This window comes from Porphyromonas gingivicanis JCM 15907, assembly GCF_000614585.1.
GTDB classification, from domain to species: Bacteria; Bacteroidota; Bacteroidia; order Bacteroidales; family Porphyromonadaceae; genus Porphyromonas; species Porphyromonas gingivicanis.
The window spans coordinates 174,798-197,050 of the sequence record NZ_BAKX01000002.1 but is presented as its reverse complement, the minus strand read 5'-3'; the positions used below and the strand labels follow the sequence as shown (position 1 = coordinate 197,050).

Genomic DNA, 22,253 nt, shown 5'->3' with positions numbered 1-22,253 from the left:
CTCCTATCTTCCTATTGAATAAGAGCAAAACATAGCGGATGAGGACGAGGCAACTTCATCAAGAAGTTATAAATACGCAAACAAGCATAAGCATCAAGAGCGGCGTAGCCAATCTGTTTTGGGGTCAGTTGCTTTGCTTCCCAATTCGTTACCCGTTGTGTTTTACTAATCCGTTCGTTGAAAAGGATAGCATAGATACGCTGTAACCCCGAGTCTTTAATACCGTATCCTGGGCAGAGCTTCTGCAACTCTACGAAACCTTGAGGAGTGAGTTGCATCTTACGACGCATTACTTTGTAATCATCGTGCAAACTAAGCCCTATCTTATAAATATCTGGATTGGTGATAAAGTCGCACAATTCCTGCGTGAAACCGATTTTGTTGATACGAAATAGATAGGCATCGGTAAGCGTAGCAATCTGAATGAGGGAAACCTCTGCCTGCTCGTCTCGTCTAAAAACGGGCTTGCTCTCGGTATCAAAGCCTACTACTCGCTCGTCTCTTAGAGCCTGAAGAGCGCGGACAGCCTCCTCTTCGGTCTCAATGAGGTGGATAGTGCCAGAGAAAGAGGCAACCTCTTCGATTGCACTAATCTCCTCTTTCGATATGGATGGGCGTAAATTCATCTCTTTAGTCAAACATTTTATCAATATGTGCCTCAAAGTCTTCTTCGGTAGGCAAAGTGGGAATAACGGCTGCCAACTCTGCCTCTTGCGTATAACGTACACGATGTAAGGCTCTCAACGCAGCTAAGAGACGATCGCCCCAATACTCCTCAAACTGTGCATGAGTAAAAGAAATAGCTGCGGGAAGAGCAACAAAGTTTTCATCTCTTAGGATACCGACCAAATTACCAACAGGCTGATACACATCTGCCAAGCACTCTGATATGCGAGCCGTCATAGGAACATCGCTGTACTGCATATCGTCCGAGAGAGTCTCTAAAAAAAGGTCTTCTCTATCCAAGAGGTCTTCAATACTACGCTGCACATAGGTGTATTCCTCCTCACTGACACTCTCAGGGAGCAGAGCAAAGAGTTCTTCTGCCTCATCGGACTGTTCAATAGAGGGGAGCAAAGAAGACTTCACATAAAGCAGAGGTAGTATTTTGAGCAACCGCTCCACAAAATCGGCACGTTGCGTTTGCGCAGCTTCGTGGAGCAAAGCGCAAAAAGGTACTGCCACGGTGGCAAACTCCAACACTTCAGGTGTTAGATAGTTTTTTTCTTGTGTACTCATCACTTACAACCCTACTTATTTTTTTGTTATCCCTTTGTGTTCGATGAGCCACTCGGCTATCTGCACGGCATTGAGGCTGCCCCCTTACGGATTTGATCTGCCACACACCAGAAGGTAATACCTCCATCGTGGGCTATATCTCGACGGATGCGCCCCACATATACAGGGTCTTTGTCTGCCACAAAGAGAGGCATCGGATACTCCAACATCTTAGGATCGTCTACCACCACCAGTCCCTCTTGGGAATGAAAGGCTCGACGTGCCTCTTCGGGAGAGATAGCTCGCTCCCCACGTACCCAAATAGCTTCACTGTGGGCACGTAGTACAGGGACTCGCACACAGGTAGCACTGACCGATATATCGCTGTGCAAAATCTTCTGAGTCTCGTAGTGCATTTTAAGCTCCTCTTTGGTATAGTCGTCCTGATCAAACTTATCGATATGCGGTATCACATTGTAGAGCAATTGATGGGCAAACTTCTGCACCTCTAAAGGTGCGCCCTCGGCTGCCGAACGGACCTGTTCACGAAGTTCCTCCATAGCAAGATTACCTGCCCCACTCGCGGCTTGGTAGGTAGCTACATGCACCTCTTTGAGTGGAGTAATTTTATTCAAAGCATGGAGTGCCACCACCATCTGTATGGTAGAGCAGTTAGGGTTGGCTATGATATGGCGTGGCGTAGTAAGAGCATCTTCGGGGTTTACCTCGGGGACCACCAGAGGTACATCTGACTCCATACGAAAGGCCGAAGAATTGTCTATCATCAAGGTGCCATATCGAGTAATGGTAGAGGCATAGGCTCTGGAAGTGTCTCCCCCTGCCGATACAAAAGCAATATCTATATCTTTGAAAGCATCATTATCGCACAACTCTTCTACCACACAGGTTTTGCCCTGTATCGTGTAGCTACGCCCTGCACTTCGTGAAGAGCCAAACAGGCGAATCTCATCTGCGGGAAAGTGGCGTTCCTCTATAAGACGTATAAACTCCCCTCCGACTGCTCCAGAAGCTCCTACAATAGCTATTTTCATACCTTTTCTATTCTTTTAGTAAAAACATCTAATTTCGCCTCTTCAAGAAGCCTCATAGGTTTCTTGCAAGAGAGCTGAACACAAAAATACTCACTTTAAGCCAATTACCATCCTACACTCTGCTATGCAACTCAACTTTTTCTCGCCACGACACCGCTCCAAAAGCCTTGCGCTACTCTGCTTACTCATCGGTATCTGCATACTATGCTCTTCGGCACCCCTCTATGGACAGGGAAGTAATGTTTGGGAGGGTATCCCTCTCTCTTCAGAGCAGTGGCAAGGCACGGTAGAGAAGTTCCAAATAGGAGACGGAGGGCTATACCTTGCCGACCCTTCACCTCGCCCTCGGCATAACGAAGCATGGCTTATCGCACCCTACTCTTCTTCCTTGCCCCACCAGCTACAAGGGGAGGTTAGTTTTTCGTTTACCCCCTCCTCTTACAATCATTTTTACCTTCTTCTCTACCCCTATACTTACCCAAAGGGAACATCCGAAAGGAACGAACAAAATTTCGTAGCCCTCTCTATCGGCAGAGACAAGGTGGTACAACTCATCACCCTCCAAAAGCGACATACGAAAGGGGAGGAAATGCTCCTCACACCGCTCTCTACTCTACTCAATGACCACATACTATACCGTTTCGACAATAGCTCAAACCACCTCTCGTGGCGCATCTCATGGAATAGCCAAGGGAGATGTACTCTTTGGCTCAATACACACAATTCATTGCAAAAGGAGTGGAGACATATAGGCTCTATCGACATAGAGCCAACCCTCTGCCCCATAACCCAGCAACCCACATGGGGGCTATACATTCGCTATACTAAAAAGCAAGCCAAAGGGTGGCAACTCCTACGCTGGAAGACAACAAACAGTACCCTTCCCAACGAAGAACCAACACCCAACGAGGGCGAAAGCCCCTTTGACGACATAAGTTATACGCCCCAACAGCTTACATTACACTGCAAAAAGTCTTTAGATATAAGCCATTTAGAGGCTCGATTGGAACCCTATAAGGGCACTTTACACCCCGAAGCTAAAGACGATCTGCTGTACCTGCACCTATCCGAGGCATTGTCGGAGGGGCGTTATCGGCTTACGCTACGTAATCTATACACCCCACAAGGCAACCTTCTACCCGAAGAGGAGTTTATATTCTCCTTAGAAGAAGAACGCCCCACTCCACTCCCTGCCGAAGAGCCGAAACCAGAGACACATCCGCTCTTAAGCGAGGTAATGTACTACCCTCTATTAGGAGGGAGCGAATACATAGAACTCTTTAACCCCACGGGAGAGATGCTCGATTTGAAACACTTTGGCATAGCCCTACGCACCGAGGGGCGACTGGGCAAAATCTATCCTATACAGGGGAGTAACACTCAAATTCCAGCAGGGCAATACAAAGCCATCACTGCTTGGAAGAGAGGTTTAGAAGAGCAGTTTCACACCCCCACAGACAGCATCGTAGAGGTACAACGCCTACCCAACCTACCGAATCGTTATGGGCAAATCGCCTTAGTACGCTTGGCAGATACCCTCTGCGTAGAAGAGATGCTCTACACTACACCCGAGAAGGAGCGCAAAGAGCAGTATCAAGGTATGGCTTGGGCTCGTATTTCGTTCAGGAAATCGGCACTCAACAGTGACAACTGGCGCAGAGTACGGGGCGATGAACAGTACGGCTCGCCTGGCAGATGCAATACGCCACCCGAAGTAACACCCAACCTTGACGAAAAGGAGAGCAACACGCCCCGCACCCCACACAGTATAGCCCAAATGCTACTGCGCCACGAACGGGAAAAAGGTTTCAAGGCACAAGCCTTTTGGTATGCACCCTCGGGCGAACAAATAGCCTACTACCCACAAGAGCAACTGCTCCGCTGGTGTCGAGAGGTGCTACAAGGTAAAGCCTCTCTACCACCCATATGCCCCACTCACTCCTGATACTGGCGGTAGAGATGCGCACCGAGGCAATGAGGAGGTGGCAAAAGATGCATCTATTCTTCCGCTAAACTCCTCGCTACTCCCCCAGCGATGTACGAAAGACTCTATCTATACATATTTATCTAAAATCAAGAAAGGGGCTGCAACTATCTTGCCTCTTCACTGGTAGGCTATTAAAAAATTCCGCCCCTTTAGAGCTGATAGGAAGACTCTAAGGGACGGAATAAAAGACAAGAATGTGCAAGAGTCTCAAAATAGGGACTCCTATGTGAGACTATTCTTTATACATAGAGTACTACTTGATGCGGTGAAGCACTTTGCGAGTCTTACCATTGCTGAGGCGGATGATGTTTACCCCCTCTTGCAACTCCGCAAGGCGACGACCCTCTACACTATATATCGCCACAATAGTAGCCTCCTCTTGCGCCAAAACATCGTCGATAGACACATCTTCGCTACCCTCGTAGTCTTTCCAACTCTTTTCATTGGGATTCCACTCTTTGGCAATCCAACCTCGAGTCTTGGCGGTTGCTACCTGCTTCTTAGAGCAAACATTACTTTCTGGACTTCTAACATCTGAGAAGTCTATCACTTCAAACTTTCCTTTTTTCTCTTCATTGCTTCGGTCAGGAAGCGAAGCGATAAGAGCATCCATCTTTTCCCCCTTGATGCGGTTTTGAGAACAATCTAACTCATTGAGCTTTATATTTTTGCTTACATCAAGCTGAGTAAGTTCGTTTTCAGAGCAACAAAGTTGCACGAGCTCTGCATTTTGGCTCACATCGATCTGAGTAAGTTCATTTTCACTACAAAAGAACTTAACTACATCTCCTTTGATAGTAATGCGCCCCTCCGTATTAGTAAGTGTATATTCGCTATCGCTCTTATGAGTTGCCCCCTCTACTTCAAAAGCTCCATTGACTTCTGCTACAGACAGGTAGATACTACTACCTACGGCTTTGTTGCTCTTCATCGTAATTACACCACTGCCAACCTCTTCACTTCCCGTGTAGTCTACCCAACTTCCGAGGTCCTCTTTCCACTCTTTGGCAATCCAACCACGAGCCAAAGCATCTGCACCTGCTTTTTAGTGCAGACATTGCCCTCTGGATAATCGGGGTCTGAAAAATCTACCACCCTGAACTCTCCCTTTACACCCTGACTACTTCGGTCAGGAAGCGAGGCAATGAGGGCATCCATCTTCGCCCCCTTAAGGAGATTTTGCTTACAACGGAGTAGCTCCAAACGACTATTTTTGCTAAAATCAATGTCGGTAAGTTGGTTTTGAGAGCAGTCGAGCGAGATTACATCTCCTTTTATCGTGATACGTCCACCCTCGTCTGTAAGGAGGTAGTTGCCATCATCTCCTTCAGCCACTCCCTCTACCTCAAAGTCTGCATCTACCTCAAGGGCTAAGTCGATACTCTCTCCTACAGCTTTGCTGGTCTTCATCGTGATGACCCCACTACCTATCTCTTTACTGCCTGCATATTCTACTATATTGTCTTTCTTAAGCTCCAAGGCTATCCAATTCTTAGAGCGTATCGAAGCTACCTGCTTTCTCGTACAGATATTCCCCTCGGTTATATCTGGGGTTGAAAAGTTTACTACTCCAAAGAAACCTTGTCGTAGAGAACTATGTCGGTAAGGAAGAGAAGCTATGAGGGCATTCATTTCGCTCCCTCTAATCGCATTTTGAGAGCAAAAGAGAGCATTCAAATTTTTGCTTTCGCTCACATTGAGTTGAGTCAGCCGATTAGTAGAGCAATCAAGCTCCTGTAGGTCCGTGTGCGCGCTTAAATCAAGCTGAGTAAGCTGGTTGGAGGAGCACTTCAGACTCTGCAATTCCGTATTCTGATCAATATCAAGTTGAGTAAGCAGATTGGCAGAGCAGTTGAGGTGCTTAAGCCTCGTATTTTTGCTAATATCGAGCTGAGCGAGTCGATTGCCAGCACATTTAAGAGTTACTAATGCTTTATTTTTCTCGACATCAAGCTGGGTAAGCTGGTTGCTGGAACATTCGAGAGTACTAAGCCCCGTATTTTTGCTAATATCGAGCTGGGTGAGTTGATTAAAAGAGCAGTCGAGCGCATAAAGTTGCGTATTGATACTAACATCCAACTGAGAGAGTTGATTATCATTACAATAGAGCGTGCTAAGCCCTACATTTTGTTTAATATCAAGTTCCGTAATTTGATTGATATTACAGAACAGAGCCGTAAGATTAGGGTTTTGGCTCACATCAAGCTGAGAGAGTTGGTTGGAAGAACAGTCAAGATTTTTTAGCTTGGAGTTTTGTCGAACATCGAGTTGGGTAAGAAGATTGCCACGACAAGAGAGTGTCTCAAGTACTTTGTTGTGGGTAACATCAAGCTCAGAGAGTTGATTATTCCAGCAACGCAATTCTTTGAGGTTGGGGCTTTGGGTTACATCAAGCTGTGTGAGAGTATTATTGTTGCAAAAAAGCTCTATTACATCGCCCTTAATGGTAATACGTCCATCAGTGGCGGTTAGCGTGTAGTCTGTGCCACTGTCAAGGGTTGCTCCCTCGACAGTAAAATCTCCATTGGCTTCAATACTCAAACCAAGGGTTTCACCGACAGCCTTGCTTGTTGTCATCGTAATCTGATTTTGCGCCTCCATTCCTCCAAAGGAGAGTAGCACCATAAGGACTATAAATAAGCCCCGGAAAGTAGTTTCTTTTTTCATTTTGACTATATTTTCATTGCTTTTTTTCACACCAAATATCGGTCTAAAAAAAGACCTTTACAAAAATCACAAAAGCACCCACTCACAATGGTTCTTTTGAAGATATTATCGGAAGACATTGCGTAGGAGCATCCATAAAGATTACTCCTTTTATATTTTGCAAAGTTCGGAGTTATTTCCATTATCCACTTATCAAATTCTGCCAAAAATCTGTCAATTTCGGACATTCTTCCTGTACAAAATCTGTCAATTTCGGACATCAAAACCTCATAAACAACTAATAATCAACAAATAAACCCTTATTTTTCATGTCCGATTTTTACCCATACTTTTTAATGGGATCACAGAGGGTTTTAGGGTTAGAAAAAAAGAAAAGAATAGAGGCTTATTTGCTATTTTAACAAAAAAAGAAGTAGCAAGAACTGGCTTCTCACATTACTTTCGGCTTCTTATAGCCATCCATTTTCACAACAAATACAGCTCACCTATTAAGAAAAGAAAGAAGCATTTCTCTCTATCAAAAAGGGGAATAATAGAGATTGTCGAAAAAGAAAAAGAAAAAGGAGCAGGGCGTTTTGCCCTACTCCTTAGTACGTTTGCCCCATCCTCAAGAAGCTCTACAAAGAGAGTAAGAAAGTCTTTACAAAGAGCTACTCAACTATATCGTCAAGAAAGGTAAAGAAGGTAGCATTGCAGGGTATATACCCTCCGAACAAAAGCATCTGTGCAAACTCTTGTAACCATCTGTGCTAACTTCCGAAAGGGTTAATCCTTTTAACGACTCCCTCCCACCCTTTCATTCGCAACCGATAACGTTACTAATCGGAAAGGTATGAGAGTCAGACAGCGGGGAGGTTCATTCCCGTTAGCTTGCGGTAGAGGTCGAGTGCATAGAGGTCCGTCATCCCCGATAGAAAGTCCAGCGTACACTGAATCTTGCCATAAAGGCGATCTGCCTTAGTGTTGTACTGACTGCTAACTCGCTTGAGGAAGGTCTTCGAATAGGAGTTCTCTGGGTGGAGCAATGCATACATCATACGGTCTATAATCTCCTCGAAGATGCGATGCCCTGCCAGCTCCACATCCACTACATCTTGAGTAACGTAGATGTGTTGGCGAGCTATCTTGCTCGACTTTTCGTATGCCTTGGCGCATCGGTCAGAAGTAGCGTTAATTAGAGCCCCTTGAAAGGTACCTTCCAAGATAGCAGCCTCGTTGCGCAAGAAGGCTTCAGAACACTCCTCGACCAAAAGATTGATAACCTTAGAGCGCACGTAGGCAATGCTCTCATTCTTGTCGTGGATACTATCGGCAATAGCTTGGATATGATTCTGCTCCTCCTCGGAGAAAAAGTCCAACATCAGTTGTATCACCTCTTGATAACCCAAAAGTCGAAGTTTGCAGGCATCCTCCAAATCCATTATCTGGTAGCAAATATCGTCTGCCGCCTCTACCAAAAAGACCAACGGATGGCGAGCATAGCGCAAAGGTTCCTCTTCAAAGCAAATCAACCCCAAATGGTCTGCAATGGTGCGAAAGGTATTTTGCTCGGTTTCAAAGAAGCCAAACTTGCCCTTCTTCTGCCCCGCCGTGGAGGAAAAAGGATACTTAACCACCGAAGCCAGCGTAGTGTAAGTGAGTCCGAAGCCCCCCTTGCGACGCCCCTCGAACTGGTGCGTGAGCAGACGGAACGTATTGGCATTGCCCTCGAAGTGGAGGAAGTCGTCCCAGCGTCCGCCCTCACGGCGCACCTGCTCCTCCCACTGCTTACCAGGTCCATCGGCAAAGTAACTCGAAATAGCCCGCTCGCCACTGTGCCCAAAGGGCGGATTACCCATATCGTGCGCCAAACAAGCCGAAGATACTATGGAGCAATTGCCAAAGGGTCAAAGAGTTCTGCCCCATACTTGCGCTGCAAATGGCGTGTGATATTATTGCCCAGTGAACGGCCCACGCAGCTCACCTCTAAGCTGTGTGTGAGCCTATTATGTACAAATACATTGCCTGGTAAGGGAAAGACCTGCGCTTTGTTCTGCAAACGCCGAAAGGGTGCTGAAAAAATCAGACGGTCAAAATCTCTCTCGAAGTCGGAACTGCGCCCTGCCCCAGAGGAGAGGACGGTGATATTGCGCCTCTCGTCCTCTTTACCCAAACGCATATCGGACAGAAGATTCTTCCAAGTCATTGCCATAATGTAACCTTTTTATCTTATTGTGATTGTTACAAAGGTAAACGAAGTATCGAAACTGTCGAATAGGCGTATCATAAAAAGCCCTCTTTGCACTCTGCGATGAAGAGGAGATACTCCCAGCATCCCCTCGAAGAGCAACAACAACGAAGCCAAACCTCTGTTATGCAAAGTCGAAAAAGAGAACTTTGGCAATAAGTGCCCCAAAGGCAACGAAGGATGCCTTTGCAGAGACTTTGGAGAATAGAGGGAGGGCAAGGCGTGGAGGATGAGGGGGAAAGGAGCGTACACAGGTACGTGACTGACCCAGAACGCCGACAACAACGAAGCCAAACCTCTGTTATGCAAAGTCGAAAAAGAGAACCCCTCCGCTTCGTAGAGAGAAGGGAGGGGTTAATTTAAGGGAATGAAAGGGAGCAAAGGGAGCGTTCATCACGCCCTCCCTCTCAAGGGGCAATCCCCCAAGTAGTGAGACTTACTCCGCCTCACGCATATTGGTAAAGACGTTTTGTACATCTTCGTCTTCTTCAATCTTTTCGATTAATTTATTCACTTGCTCTGCCTCTTCGGGCGTTACGTCACGATAGTCTTTGGGGATACGTACAAACTCTGCCGAAAGGATTTCCCAACCATTCTCTTCGAGGTAGCTCTGTAAAGCGGCATTTTGAGCAAACTCTCCATAGAGAATGAGTTCGCCCTCCTCCTCTTCAATTTCGTCCTCCACACCAAAGTCGATAACCTCAAGCGAAAATTCCTCCAAATCTATGTCTTCTCGTTTACGAAGATGGAAGACACATTTATGGTCGAATAGGAACTCAAGGCTACCCGTAGTACCAAGACTACCGCCATGTTTGTTGAAGTAACTACGCACATTGGCAACAGTACGAGTAGTGTTGTCTGTAGCAGTCTCTACAAAGATGGCTATTCCGTTAGGACCATATCCTTCGTAGTTGACCTCCTTATAATCAGAAAAGTCCTTGTCGGTCGCCTTTTTGATGGCACGCTCCACGTTTTCCTTAGGCATATTTTCTTTCTTAGCCGTCTGTATAAGAACGCGTAAACGGGGATTGGTATCAGGGTCCGAACCACCAGCTTTTACCGCCATGGTTATCTCTTTACCTAACTTTGTGAAGACGCGAGCCATGTTGCCCCAGCGTTTCATCTTTCGTGCTTTGCGATATTCAAAAGCTCTTCCCATAAATCTTTCGTATCTCTATATTATTCTTTTATTATTTATCGTAACGATGCTCCTAACTCTTTTTCAAGCATCTGACGGATGCGGAGCATACTCTTTTCAATCTGTTTATCGGTAAGTGTGGCTGTTTCGTCTTGTAGATAGAAGCTCACGGCATAACTCTTTTTACCCTCAGGGAGGTTCTTACCCGTATATACGTCAAAGAGTTCTACACGTTGGAGTAGTTTGCGCTCTGCCTTGTAGGCTATCTTTTCAATTTCAATAAAAGGTATAGCCTCATCCAAAAGAAGAGCCAAATCCCTCTTCACTACGGGGTATTTGTTAATTTCCTTAGCTTGAAGAGGGCTTTTTCTACCCCACTGCATAAGGAGTGTGCGGTCTATCTCGGCATAGAAAACAGGATCTTCAATCTCAAAAGAGTGGGTAATCTCAGGCTTAACCCTACCCAACCATGCAATACAAGCCCCTGAGGCATCGCCTATACGATACTCTAAACAGTCCGTAAAAAGGTCGTTGGAAGAAATTGTTAGATGAAGGGTATCAGGCACAATGTGCATACGTCGGAAAAGATTCTCTACATCCGATTTGAGGTGATAAACGGTCATCTTCTGCGCAGGAGTAAGCCAGTTGTTTTCTGCTCGTGTACCCGAAAGCCAGAGACCCAACATAGCTTTTTCTTTATATACAGAGAGTTCGTTCTTTTCCAATCCTTCTTGTGCTTCTTTTCGATAGCAATTGCCCCACTCGAAGAAGGCACATACGCTCTGTTTGTTATGGAAGTTACGACTGATAGCCTCCAACCCTCCAAAAAGAAGGGTCTGACGCAATACGCCCAACTCTCGGCTCAGAGGATTAACCAACGAGACCAATTCACTCGCAGGATAGGTGGTAAGCTCGGTGTAGTAACGCTCTGCCGTGAGAGAGTTCGAGAGTATTTCGTTATAACCTGCCCCGACCAACTGCTCGCTCAATATAAGTTCGGAGTGGTAGTCCAAATCGTTCTCGCTACGAGTACTTAAATTCGCATGGATATACCCTTGAGGGGGATTTCGTTATAACCATAGATACGGAGGATTTCCTCTATCACATCGATCTCTCTGCGCACATCAGTACGGTAAACGGGAAGCGATAAAAGCCAACCATCCTCTGTCGTTTTGATAGGGTTAATATCTAAGTCTTGTAAGATTTTGAGTACTGTTTCGTCGGCAAGCTCTGCCCCTGCTACCTCGTTGAGTTTACTTCTACGCAATGTACATTCGGGCTTTTCGGGCGCCTTTCTATATACATCTACCCCACTACCTACCACCGCTTGAGGTATTAACTCCGTAATTAACAAAAGGGCACGACAAAGGGCAAAATGAGTTGCTTCGGGGTCTAACCCACGTTCGAAGCGAAAAGAGGAGTCGGTATTCAGGGCGTGCGCACGGGCAGCCTTACGGATAAGCGTGCTGTTGAAATTGGCACATTCGATAAAAATACGAGTGGTCGTCTCCGTTACTCCAGAATCTAATCCACCAAAGACACCTGCCATACAGAGCGGTTTGTATTGGTCATCGCAAATCATCAGTTCTGTACCCTGCAACTTACGCTCTACCCCATCCAAGGTAGTGAAAGGGGTATCTTTAGGAAGTTGGGCTACACGTATCCGTCCGCCTGCAATGCGGTCAGCATCGAAGAAGTGAAGGGGTTGCCCCATTTCGTGTAGCACATAGTTGGAAATATCTACCAAGAGATTGAGCGGACGTAAACCTATCGCCGTGAGTCGTTGCTGGAGCCATTCAGGGCTTTCGCCGTTGGTTAGCCCCTCTACCACTACCCCTTGATAACGAGGACACGCCTCCTCGGATACCTCCACAGCTATATCTATCGGTGCTACCGTAGAGTTAGATGAAAGTTTCGCCTCCTCGGGGCGTTGTGCCTGTACGGACTTACCTCTCTGATTGAGATAAGCTGCCAAGTCTCTCGCTACCCCGAAATGAGAGGTAGCATCTACTCGGTTGGGGGTAATATCTACCTCCAAAACATAGTCGCACTCTATATTGAAATACTTTGCAGCGGGAGTTCCGGGCGTGGGAGCATCAGACAAGGCAAGAATACCACTACTATCGCTACCGATACCTATCTCCACTTCGGAGCAAATCATTCCGTAGCTTTCCTCGCCTCTTAGCTTAGATTTCTTGATAACGAAAGAGTCTTCCCCGCTATAAAGCGTGGTGCCGATGGTGGCTACAATAACATATTGCCCTTGAGCTATATTGGGCGCTCCGCAAACTATCTTGAGAGGCTCCTCTGTCCCCACATCTACTGTTGTGCAGTGCAGATGGTCCGAATTGGGATGCTCCGTACAGGTAAGCACATGCCCTACAACAAGACCTTCTAACCCACCCTTGATGGAGTCCACACGTTCTACACTTCCTGTTTCGAGCCCAATAGAAGTGAGCGCATCGGCTACTTCTTGAGGGGTCATTTCTTTGACGGCTGGCAAGTAGTCTGCAAGCCATTTGTAAGATATGTTCATATATGTCTTGTTTTTAGTTCAGAGGATACCCTCTCTTCCGTGGCTACAAAATTACTCCTTTTCTGCTAGGTTTGTATTCTTTACTTTCTCTTGATGGATGCGCAACTGAGGGAAAGCAAAAGAGATACCCTCTTTATTGAATACGGAGTACACCTCTTTATTGAGCCACCAATAAAGATCCCAATAATCTTCCGTTTTACACCAAACACGTACAAGAATATTAACAGAGCTGGCTGCCATCTCGTGCAATTCGATATTTATAGGTTGGTCGCGTAAAATGCGCGGGTCTCTCTCAAGCAACTTCTCCAATATGGGTCGTACCTTCTCAAAAGGCGTATCGTAATCTACCCCCACAATAACCTGACATCGACGCATAGTCATAGCACTGAAGTTAATAATCACATCGCTCGAAAGGCGTCCATTGGGGATATGAATCACTTTATTGTCTGCTGTGGTAAGCGTAGTATAAAAGATAGCTACTTTCTGCACGAAACCTTCGACGGACTCGAACTGTATGTAGTCTCCCACATGAAAGGGGCGTGTAACAAGTAGTATGATGCCCCCAGCAAAGTTCTGCAACTGACCGCTCAACGAAGCTCCCAAAGTAACCCCTGCCGCTGCCATAAGGGCTGCAAAGGATACGGGGGCAACACCCAGTATATTGATAGCTACAATGAGCAGTATTATAACAAAAACAACCTTCAAAAAGGAGTTAAGAAACGAACGTACGGCAGGGTCTATGTTGCGCTTTACCATCGCCTTGACAATAAGGCGCAATATAAATCGAGAGAGTAAGCGTCCTACGTAGAAAATAACTACGGCTATGAGGACTCGTATTCCAAAGTCTATGAAGAGTTTAAGCCAATCGGAGAAAAGGCCACCAAAGTCGATTTTGGCAATTTGTTCAGCAGAAAGGTCTTTGGGAATAATAGGTTCGGCTTTTTGGGTCGAATCTGCCCCCATCCCCGTAAGCAATCTATAAGGCATTACTATATTAATTTGATACAATTTACTTCTCGACAAAAGTACAATAAAGCAAAGAGCCACGAGCAACAGCCCATAGAGAAAAAAGATTTTGGATATAAAACTCTACCCCACAAAGCGAGGAGGAGTTAAAAACTCAATCGGCGTAAAAAGCGAGGGAAAAGGAATGTTTGCACCGCTCCTCTTGTAAGGAGATAGACGTTGAAAGCGAGCCAGAGTGCCGTTACCCCCCAATAGGGATGCAACGTATAGTAGAGCAAGAAAAAGAGAGCGGCTGCCCAAAGCATACTCCAGAGCAACCCTTTGGCATAGGTCCCCCCAATAAAAATCCCATCCCAAAGGAAGGCAGCAAAACCCATCGGCGGTATAAGAGCTGCCCAGAACACATACTCCATAGCAGAGGCTACAATATCTTCTCTATTGGAGAGTAAATGCAAAAGCGGAGCAGGCAGCAGATAGTAGAGCAGAGCTGTAAAGAGAGTTAGAGGTACTCCTATGATAAAAAGTTGGCGTACAAGTCGTTCCAAAAGAGAGCGTTGCTTCATTCCGATAAAACGACCTGCCAACGCCTCGCCCGCATAGGCAAATCCGTCCATAAAATAGGAGAAGAGGGTAAAGAACTGCAACAGCAATGTGTTGGCAGAAACCACTACTTCGCCCTCCTTAGTCGAAGCATAGGTAAAGAAAAGAGTAACGCCACTTAAAAGTATAGAGCGTAAAAAAAGATCTCTATTCACACCCAAATAGTGGCGAGCGCCATGGAGTTGCAAAAGCTCCTTAATCCGAAACTGCTTTAGGATAGGACGGTAGAGGAAACGTGCACTCAACAAAAGAAAAAGTACCCCTATGTATTGAGCCACAATAGTGCCCCATGCCAACCCTTCGACCCCCATAGCATACCCTCGCACACAAACGTAACTAATGAGGATATTAAGCAGATTAACGAGAATAGCTCCTATCATCGGGGTGCGCGTGTTCTGCATACCGATAAACCATCCATTAAAAACATAGAGCAACATCGTGGCAGGAGCACCCAAAAGGGACACACGAATATACCGCTCGGCTTGAAATGCCATCTCAATATCGCCCTGTGCCATAGCATGGACGAAGAAAGCCATTAAAGGCATCGTAAGGGAGAGAAGAATCCCTATCAATAAAGCTAAAACTACCCCTCTTCCGAGGTTTCGGTTGATGGCCTCCACATCATCGGCTCCGAAGGCTTGGGCTACAAGACCTGTAGTCCCCATACGAAGAAAGCCAAACAGCCAGTACAGAGTATTGACCACGACAGAGGCGAGCGCCACGCTCCGATGCTTCCATACACCGCCATATTGCCCGCCAGCCCCACATCCACTAAAGAGAGTAGTGGCACTGTGATGTTGGAAACGATATTGGGTATCGCAAGCCCCCATATCAACTTTCGCAACGAGGCATTACTCAGCGACTGTTGGAGCGATGATTCGGGCATACTACAAAGAAGAGGGGTAGCTTATGCTTTTTACTATCAAGTGTGCGCCAAACGCTCCTGTTGGATAGCGAGGTATTTCTCCAAAAGTTGGTCTGCCAACCCTACGGTATCGGTACAGGGCACACGCTTCTCCGCTTTGAGTTCCTTACAAGTCAAAGCACCCCACTGCTGACGGAATTCCTCCTGAAGAGCTTGCGCTTCGGGCGAATCTTCGCCCAACATCTGCTTTGCAGCATAAACAGCTCCGCACAAACCACCTTCGGCACGACCACCTCCCTTAGAACGATAAGTAAGCTCTATATCCTCATCACTCATGTTGGACTCTGCCTGAAAGCTCTTTACGATAGACTGTGCGCAGTTCCAATTGTTAGGTCCTGCGTGGAAGTATTCCACCGCTTTTTTGTTTTCTTCCTTATTCATCTTTTAATCTCCTTATTTTGATTATTTCTTTCGACCAAAGGTAACCCTTTTTGGGCACACCTTGTTCACACAGAATACCTACCCTCCACATTCTCTACATTAGCCCTCCGACAAAACTCTATAATTTTAACCATTGTACAACACACAATATTTACATAAATTGCACTCGTAAAACACAATAGGTTCGTGTTCTGCTCCTTGTAGAAGAGCACTAACATTTAAAAGATACAATCATGATAAGTAAAAGATTTATAGCATTATTGATTCCAATGCTTTCCTGCTTCGCATGGACAGGGAAAAGTCAGGAAACAAAACTGACAGAACTCCAAGAAGCTGTCTTTGTAAATCACCTCGCAGAAAGAACGCATACCAAAAACACCCAAGAAGCAAAGATGATACCTATGCTTACCATAGGTAACAAGTGGAATACCTATAAGCAATGTGAAGTTTTTGATGGCACGGCTAAACCTCCCAAAAAGTTAGGAGAAGACAAAACTACATATCACTATAGCATCAAGCGAGAGGTGGAGCTGGAAGGTAAGAAATATTTCGAAATCTTGAGAGATGGAGAGCTATCTTTCTTTATGCGAGAAGATTTGACAACAGGGAAAGTATATAGAAAATACCCAGAGAGAGAAGAAATTCTAATCTTTGACTATGCTCTAAAGGAAGGAGATGTTTTCATTTGGGAGAATGCACCTCTCAAGGAAGGTTTTAAGAAGTTGCGCATGAAGGTGATTTCTATTTCAGATAAGGAGATCAATGGTAGCAAGCGTAGAGTCTATCAATTGGCTTTTGCACCATATTTTGATCAGGAAGAGAATCATCATCAAGAAGAAGATCCATTTGGGAAATACACGAAAGGAGATCCCTTTCAAAGCCATTCAATGTTTTTCTTGGATACTGGTTTTTGGATAGAAGGTATCGGGGGAAATCAAGGATTAGGTGCTGTTAAATATTATGACCTTGTAGGCGGACATTGTACTTGTGAAGAGCTATTGTGCTTTACCAATGCTACAGGAGAGACTTTCACATTGTATCCAGAAAGCGGTTGCGAAATAAACTACAAAGTGCCTCTCTCGGTAGAAACTCCTTTGCTCTCGAAAGCAAAGATTGTTTATTCAGAGGGGCAATTGCAGATTTCTTTGGAGGATGCCAAGACGCACACACTTTCGGTGTACAATATGGCGGGACAGTTGTTGGCACATCAAGAGACCTTTGAGAACAGCGTAGTAGTACGTTTACCCACTTCGGTAGAGAGGGGTACAGTGCTTATTCGCATCGACAACGAGTCCACCCTATATACTTTCTAAACACAAGAGAGTAAGTAGCCAATAAAGAACCCTCCTTGCGTTGTGCAAGGAGGGTTCTTTTTATTTTTCCGCACAGTGGGTTTTACTGCACGGTAAGATGAGGCGGATAGATTACATCATACCGCCCATACCGCCACCCATAGCTGCAGCTGCTGCCGCACTCATATCGGGTTTATCTTCTTTCTTCTCGGCTATAACGCATTCGGTAGTGAGGAACATACCTGCAATAGAAGCAGCGTTTTCGAGTGCCACACGAGATACCTTAGTGGGGTCGATTACGCCAGACTCATAGAGGTTTTCGTACTTGTCGATACGAGCATTGTAACCGAAGTCGCCTTTGCCCTCACGCACCTTTTGTACCACTACGGCACCTTCCTTACCAGCATTAGATACAATCTGACGGAGAGGTTCTTCGATAGCACGCTTCACGATGTCAATACCAGTAGACTCGTCTTCGTTCTCGCCCTTGAGAGACTCAAGCACTTCGATAGCCCGTATATAGCAGTTCCTCCACCGGGCACTGTTCCCTCTTCGATAGCTGCACGAGTAGCACTCAAGGCATCTTCTACACGGTCTTTCTTTTCCTTCATCTCTACTTCGCTGGCAGCACCTACGTAAAGTACAGCTACACCGCCTGCGAGTTTTGCCAAACGTTCTTGGAGCTTCTCACGATCGTAGTCGCTTGTGGTATTTTCGATCTGTTTGCGGATTTGCGCTACACGCTCTTCGAGCAACGCCTTATCGCCCATACCATTTACAATAGTGGTATTGTCTTTGTCCACGGTTACTTTCTCCGCCTGACCGAGCATTTCTACCGTAGCACTCTCAAGAGAGAGACCTGTCTCTTCGCTGATAACAGTAGCTCCTGTGAGGATAGCGATGTCTTGCAACATAGCCTTACGACGATCTCCAAAGCCCGGAGCTTTCACAGCACACACTTTTAGTCCACCACGCAAGCGGTTCACAACAAGCGTTGCGAGGGCTTCGCTATCGAGATCTTCTGCGATGATGAGAAGAGGACGACCCGTTTGTAGACTCTTTTCCAAGAGAGGAAGGATGTCTTTAATTACAGAAATCTTTTTGTCGTAAAGGAGAATATAGGGGTTATCCATCTGCGTTTCCATCTTCTCCGTATTAGTTACGAAGTAGGGAGAGATATAACCACGGTCAAACTGCATACCCTCTACCACCTTGACACTGGTTTCAGTACCCTTAGCTTCTTCCACGGTAATAACACCTTCTTTCTTTACTTTATCCATAGCCTCTGCAATGAGACGACCGATTTCTTCATCTCCATTGGCAGAAATTTTAGCCACGTGTTCGATTTTCTTCAAGTCATCTCCTACAGCTTGGCTCTGCTTAGCAAGGTCTCCTACTACGGTAGCTACTGCCTTGTCGATACCACGTTTGAGGTCCATAGGATTAGCTCCTGCTGCCACATTCTTAAGCCCTACACTGATGATGCTCTGTGCCAAAACAGTTGCAGTAGTAGTACCATCACCAGCATCGTCATTGGTCTTAGATGCCACCTCACGCACCAACTGCGCTCCCATATTGCAGATAGGACAGTCGAGTTCTATTTCTTTTGCCACGCTCACACCATCTTTGGTAATATGAGGGGCACCATATGATTTGCCAATAATAACGTTACGACCCTTAGGTCCGAGGGTTACTTTTACGGCATTTGCCAATTCGTCTACACCCTTCTTGAGCAACTCACGTGCTTCAACGTCAAATTTTATCTCTTTAGCCATAGCTTTATATTCTTGTCTACAGATTTACTTTTATTTCTATTCAATCTCTTGTTAATTATTTCCCCTTAGGAGGGTTATTACTTCTCCCGCCACCACTTGGATTACCTGTTGTTGAAGGCCATCCGCCTGCATTTCCTTGTCCTTTTCCCATAATCCTATCCTCCTTAAAGTATAGCCAACACATCACTTTCGCGCATAATAAGCACCTTAGCCCCCTCGATTTCTATCTCAGTGCCGGCGTACTTACCATAAAGCACTTGGTCTCCCACCTTAAGTTCCATAGCTTGGTCTTTAGTCCCCTTGCCTACGGCAACAACCTCTCCCTTTAGTGGTTTTTCTTTAGCCGTATCGGGAATAATAATACCTCCCTGCGACTTTTCTTCTGCAACAGCAGGTTTAATAACAACGCGATCTGCGAGTGGTTTGATGTTCATAATCTTAGTCTGTATTGTTTATTTACGTTCTTGCTTTTCCATAGTGCGATACCCTGCATAGTGTATGGATATAAAGCGCACACGGAAAGACATACAATTTACGTGCCAGAAAAGGCAAAAAGAAACAAAAAGAACACCCGCAACCCTCCGTTAGGTATCTGAAAAGAAGCGTAGCATACAGAGCTTACCCAACGAAGTATATGGAAAGTGTACTAAGACATTTTGTCCGACCCTCCTCCTCTCCATATAGCTACTTTTGAAAACCATTATTGCAAACTCTCAAAACCATCTGTGCAAACTCTCAAAACCATCTGTGCAAACTCTCAAAACCATCCGTGCAAACTCTCGTAAGGATTAACCCTTTGAATAACGAATAGGCAATCTCCCTATTCTCCAGAAAGTTCTCTTTAAGGATGATATATTTTTCATTCAAAAGTTCGTTCAATGCTATAAAAATCATTCGGTATACCTATCTTTGTAGGGCAAAATAGACTTCCAAGCAATGCTAATCGTAAAAAGAAACAAACAGACCGAGGAGTTCACCCTCGACAAGATAAAGAACGCCCTAAAACGAGCCTTTGCAGCCACCAAAACAAAGATTAGTCAGCGTGAACTAACCGAGCTTTGCAAGCAAATTTTAACCGTTATAGAGGCACTACAATACAAGCAAATTGATGTAGAAACGGTACAAGACATAGTCGAAACCGAGCTTATGAAAGGAGGCTATTACAAGGTAGCCAAAGCCTACATTCTCTATCGCACCAAGCGTACCGAAGCTCGAGAAGTAATCAATCGCTTCCGCAATCAAATCAAAGACGAAGAGATTATCTCCCTTCTTAAAGAAATTCAGGAGCAACACGAAGGGGCGGTATACGCTTTAGATCTATTACATGCCAAGTTTTTTGCCTTTTTCAAAGAAGGGGCTAATACGCTCTCTACTCTTATTAAGGCAGCGGTAGAGCTCATTACCCCCCAGGCTCCCAACTGGGAATACATAGCCTCTCGCCTCTATGCTTTAGAACTACGCAAAGCATTAGATAAAGAAGAAGAAGCACTACAAATAGACAGTTTCTATGCCAAGATTAAGTACCTCACCAACGAGGGACTCTATGGACGTTACATTTTGGAACACTATACAAAGGAAGAAATCGACCGTCTGGCACAAGGCATCGAAAACGAACGCACACAACTACTCACATACAGCAGTCTGCATCTAATTGCCAAGCGCTACGTAATTCGCTCAGGAAGTCACGTTCTCTTAGAGAGTCCGCAAGAGATGTTTATGGGGATTGCTATGCATTTGGCACTGCCCGAAGGAGAGAACAAAGTATTTTGGGCGAAAAAGATATACGACATACTCTCTCAACTCAAGGTTACAATGGCTACCCCCACTATGAGCAATGCGCGCAAGCCTTTGAGTCAGCTCTCCAGTTGCTTTATTGACGTAATGCCCGACAACTTGATTGGCATCTACCGTACGATAGACAATTTTGCCCAAGTCTCTAAGTTCGGAGGAGGAATGGGTATCTATTTAGGAAAAATTCGTGCCGTCGGGAGCGACATTAGAGGCTTCAAAGGCGTGGCTGGAGGGGTACTCAAGTGGGTCAAACTTGCCAATGACACAGCCATAGCTGTAGACCAATTAGGCGTTCGCCAAGGCTCTGTAGCCCTTTACTTGGATATTTGGCATCGCGATATGCCAGAGTTTCTACAAATACGTACCAACAACGGTGATGACCGCATGAAGGCACACGATGTATTCCCAGGAGTATGCGTACCCGATTACTATTGGCAACAACTTGAGGAGAACCCCAATGGCACTTGGTATCTATTATGCCCTCATGAAGTGTTGAGTACTAAAGGATATGCTTTAGAAGACTACCATGGAGACGAGTGGACGAAAAGATACCTCGACTGCTTAGCAGACAATCGCCTTGCCAAACGTGCCATCTCTCTAAAGGATATGTTACGCCTCATCATCAAATCTGCCGTAGAGACGGGAACTCCCTTTATCTTCAATAGAGATACCGTTAATCGTATGAACTAATGCCCATCAGGGTATGATATACTGCTCGAACCTCTGTACAGAGATAGCTCAAAACCAAAGCGAAATACGCCTGAAGCAAATCAAAGTAGAAGTAGAGGAAGGCCAAGAAGTAGTTATCGAAAAAAACATTGCAGGCGACTTCGTTGTGTGCAACTTAGCCTCACTCGTACTCGGCAATATCAATACCGACCATCCTGAAGAACTTAAAGAGATTATCCACACCATAGTGCGTGCTTTGGACAACGTTATCGACCTCAACTTCTACCCTATACCCTATGCCGAAATCACTAATATGAAGATGCGCCCCATAGGCTTAGGGACGAGCGGATACCACCACCTATTGGCAAAGAAAGGCATTGCATGGGAGAGCGAGGTGCACCTCGACTTCATGGACAAACTCTACGAAAAAATCAACTTCTATACCATCGAAGCCTCGGCAGAGTTGGCAGAAGAAAAAGGACGCTACAACTACTTCGAAGGTAGTGATTGGCAGACAGGGGCTTACTTCACCAAACGTGACTACCAATCTTCTGAGTGGCAAGAGCTTGCCTCCAAAGTAGCTCAAAAGGGTATGCGTAATGGTTATCTTTTAGCCATAGCACCTACCAGCTCCACCTCTATAATCGCAGGTACTACCGCAGGCACTGACCCCATTATGAATCGTTACTTCTTGGAAGAGAAGAAAGGCTCTATCGTACCTCGCGTAGCCCCCAACTTGACCGACAGTACATTCTGGCTCTACAAAACCGCACACAACATAGACCAAAAATGGGTTATAGATGCCGCAGGAGTGCGCCAACGCCACTTAGACCAAGCACAGTCGGTAAACCTTTTCATCACCCAAGATATAACCTTCGGAGGCATACGAGACCTTTACCTTAGAGCTTGGCACAAAGGAGTCAAGACACTTTACTACATCCGAAGTCTTGCCCTCGAAGTAGAAGAGTGTGAGACCTGCTCTGCCTAATGAGAATAGAAGAAATCATCATCACCCCTTATCTGATAAAA

Annotated in this window: 12 protein-coding genes and 5 pseudogenes; 3 read left to right on the top strand and 14 right to left on the bottom strand. The window is 45.6% G+C overall.

Annotated features, from left to right (window positions below; genetic code table 11):
* Positions 1–11: 11 nt before the first annotated feature.
* From JCM15907_RS02965 to JCM15907_RS10400, 3 genes and pseudogenes are all read right to left on the bottom strand, one after another.
* Complete coding sequence (locus JCM15907_RS02965) at positions 12–626, bottom strand: 3'-5' exonuclease (protein ID WP_025842659.1); 615 nt, start codon at positions 624–626, stop codon at positions 12–14.
* A 4-nt stretch (positions 627–630) separates the two neighbouring features.
* Positions 631–1,239, bottom strand: coding sequence for a DUF5063 domain-containing protein (locus JCM15907_RS02960; RefSeq protein ID WP_025842658.1), 609 nt, complete (start codon positions 1,237–1,239; stop codon positions 631–633).
* A 15-nt stretch (positions 1,240–1,254) separates the two neighbouring features.
* Positions 1,255–2,270, bottom strand: a pseudogene (locus JCM15907_RS10400) (aspartate-semialdehyde dehydrogenase).
* A gap of 124 nt (positions 2,271–2,394) precedes the next feature.
* Between JCM15907_RS10400 and JCM15907_RS02950 the strand changes: the two are divergent.
* Complete coding sequence (locus JCM15907_RS02950; protein ID WP_025842657.1) at positions 2,395–4,215, top strand: lamin tail domain-containing protein; 1,821 nt, start codon at positions 2,395–2,397, stop codon at positions 4,213–4,215.
* A 295-nt stretch (positions 4,216–4,510) separates the two neighbouring features.
* Here the strand turns inward: JCM15907_RS02950 and JCM15907_RS12065 are convergent, their stop codons facing one another.
* The 9 genes and pseudogenes from JCM15907_RS12065 to JCM15907_RS02900 form a co-directional block, all read right to left on the bottom strand.
* Complete coding sequence (locus JCM15907_RS12065; protein ID WP_025842656.1) at positions 4,511–5,284, bottom strand: hypothetical protein; 774 nt, start codon at positions 5,282–5,284, stop codon at positions 4,511–4,513.
* Positions 5,230–6,924 carry a leucine-rich repeat domain-containing protein gene (locus JCM15907_RS12060; RefSeq protein WP_025842655.1) on the bottom strand — a complete coding sequence of 565 codons (1,695 nt, stop codon included), beginning with the start codon at positions 6,922–6,924 and terminating at the stop codon, positions 5,230–5,232. Before JCM15907_RS12060 ends, JCM15907_RS12065 begins: the two co-directional genes overlap by 55 nt.
* Before the next feature lie 839 nt (positions 6,925–7,763).
* Positions 7,764–9,109 (bottom strand): annotated as a pseudogene (dgt, locus tag JCM15907_RS10385) (dGTP triphosphohydrolase).
* Positions 9,110–9,587: 478 nt separating this feature from the next.
* Complete coding sequence (locus JCM15907_RS02920) at positions 9,588–10,310, bottom strand: YebC/PmpR family DNA-binding transcriptional regulator (RefSeq protein WP_025842653.1); 723 nt, start codon at positions 10,308–10,310, stop codon at positions 9,588–9,590.
* A gap of 35 nt (positions 10,311–10,345) precedes the next feature.
* A pseudogene (pheT, locus tag JCM15907_RS10380) lies at positions 10,346–12,825 on the bottom strand (phenylalanine--tRNA ligase subunit beta).
* Positions 12,826–12,876: 51 nt separating this feature from the next.
* Positions 12,877–13,812, bottom strand: a complete 936-nt coding sequence (locus JCM15907_RS02910; protein WP_025842652.1) for a mechanosensitive ion channel family protein — start codon at positions 13,810–13,812, stop codon at positions 12,877–12,879.
* A 125-nt stretch (positions 13,813–13,937) separates the two neighbouring features.
* Positions 13,938–15,056, bottom strand: a complete 1,119-nt coding sequence (locus JCM15907_RS10375; RefSeq protein WP_242396782.1) for an MATE family efflux transporter — start codon at positions 15,054–15,056, stop codon at positions 13,938–13,940.
* Positions 15,035–15,277, bottom strand: coding sequence for a hypothetical protein (locus JCM15907_RS13300; protein ID WP_242396781.1), 243 nt, complete (start codon positions 15,275–15,277; stop codon positions 15,035–15,037). Before JCM15907_RS13300 ends, JCM15907_RS10375 begins: the two co-directional genes overlap by 22 nt.
* Before the next feature lie 36 nt (positions 15,278–15,313).
* The gene (locus JCM15907_RS02900) at positions 15,314–15,697 is read right to left on the bottom strand and encodes a C-GCAxxG-C-C family (seleno)protein (protein ID WP_025842651.1); all 384 of its coding nucleotides are present in this window, start codon (positions 15,695–15,697) and stop codon (positions 15,314–15,316) included.
* A 233-nt stretch (positions 15,698–15,930) separates the two neighbouring features.
* Between JCM15907_RS02900 and JCM15907_RS02890 the strand changes: the two genes are divergently transcribed.
* Positions 15,931–17,010, top strand: a complete 1,080-nt coding sequence (locus JCM15907_RS02890) for a hypothetical protein (protein ID WP_025842650.1) — start codon at positions 15,931–15,933, stop codon at positions 17,008–17,010.
* Positions 17,011–17,121: 111 nt separating this feature from the next.
* Here JCM15907_RS02890 and groL read toward each other — a convergent pair.
* Together groL and JCM15907_RS02880 are read right to left on the bottom strand one after the other, a co-directional pair.
* Positions 17,122–18,764, bottom strand: a pseudogene (gene groL, locus JCM15907_RS10370) (chaperonin GroEL).
* Positions 18,765–18,928: 164 nt separating this feature from the next.
* Positions 18,929–19,198, bottom strand: coding sequence for a co-chaperone GroES (locus JCM15907_RS02880; RefSeq protein ID WP_025842649.1), 270 nt, complete (start codon positions 19,196–19,198; stop codon positions 18,929–18,931).
* Positions 19,199–19,700: 502 nt separating this feature from the next.
* Between JCM15907_RS02880 and JCM15907_RS10365 the strand changes: the two are divergent.
* Positions 19,701–22,212 (top strand): annotated as a pseudogene (locus JCM15907_RS10365) (ribonucleoside-diphosphate reductase subunit alpha).
* Positions 22,213–22,253 lie beyond the last annotated feature (41 nt).

What these genes read in the sequence shown, in the direction of transcription:
- JCM15907_RS02960 (WP_025842658.1), bottom strand. Translation starts at nt 1,239, where the DNA reads ATGAGTACACAAGAAAAAAACTATCTAACACCTGAAGTGTTGGAGTTT.
- JCM15907_RS02900 (WP_025842651.1), bottom strand. Translation starts at nt 15,697, where the DNA reads ATGAATAAGGAAGAAAACAAAAAAGCGGTGGAATACTTCCACGCAGGA.
- JCM15907_RS02910 (WP_025842652.1), bottom strand. Translation starts at nt 13,812, where the DNA reads ATGCCTTATAGATTGCTTACGGGGATGGGGGCAGATTCGACCCAAAAA.
- JCM15907_RS02890 (WP_025842650.1), top strand. Translation starts at nt 15,931, where the DNA reads ATGATAAGTAAAAGATTTATAGCATTATTGATTCCAATGCTTTCCTGC.
- JCM15907_RS12060 (WP_025842655.1), bottom strand. Translation starts at nt 6,924, where the DNA reads ATGAAAAAAGAAACTACTTTCCGGGGCTTATTTATAGTCCTTATGGTG.
- JCM15907_RS13300 (WP_242396781.1), bottom strand. Translation starts at nt 15,277, where the DNA reads ATGCCCGAATCATCGCTCCAACAGTCGCTGAGTAATGCCTCGTTGCGA.
- JCM15907_RS02880 (WP_025842649.1), bottom strand. Translation starts at nt 19,198, where the DNA reads ATGAACATCAAACCACTCGCAGATCGCGTTGTTATTAAACCTGCTGTT.
- JCM15907_RS02965 (WP_025842659.1), bottom strand. Translation starts at nt 626, where the DNA reads ATGAATTTACGCCCATCCATATCGAAAGAGGAGATTAGTGCAATCGAA.
- JCM15907_RS02920 (WP_025842653.1), bottom strand. Translation starts at nt 10,310, where the DNA reads ATGGGAAGAGCTTTTGAATATCGCAAAGCACGAAAGATGAAACGCTGG.
- JCM15907_RS02950 (WP_025842657.1), top strand. Translation starts at nt 2,395, where the DNA reads ATGCAACTCAACTTTTTCTCGCCACGACACCGCTCCAAAAGCCTTGCG.
- JCM15907_RS10375 (WP_242396782.1), bottom strand. Translation starts at nt 15,056, where the DNA reads ATGGGGACTACAGGTCTTGTAGCCCAAGCCTTCGGAGCCGATGATGTG.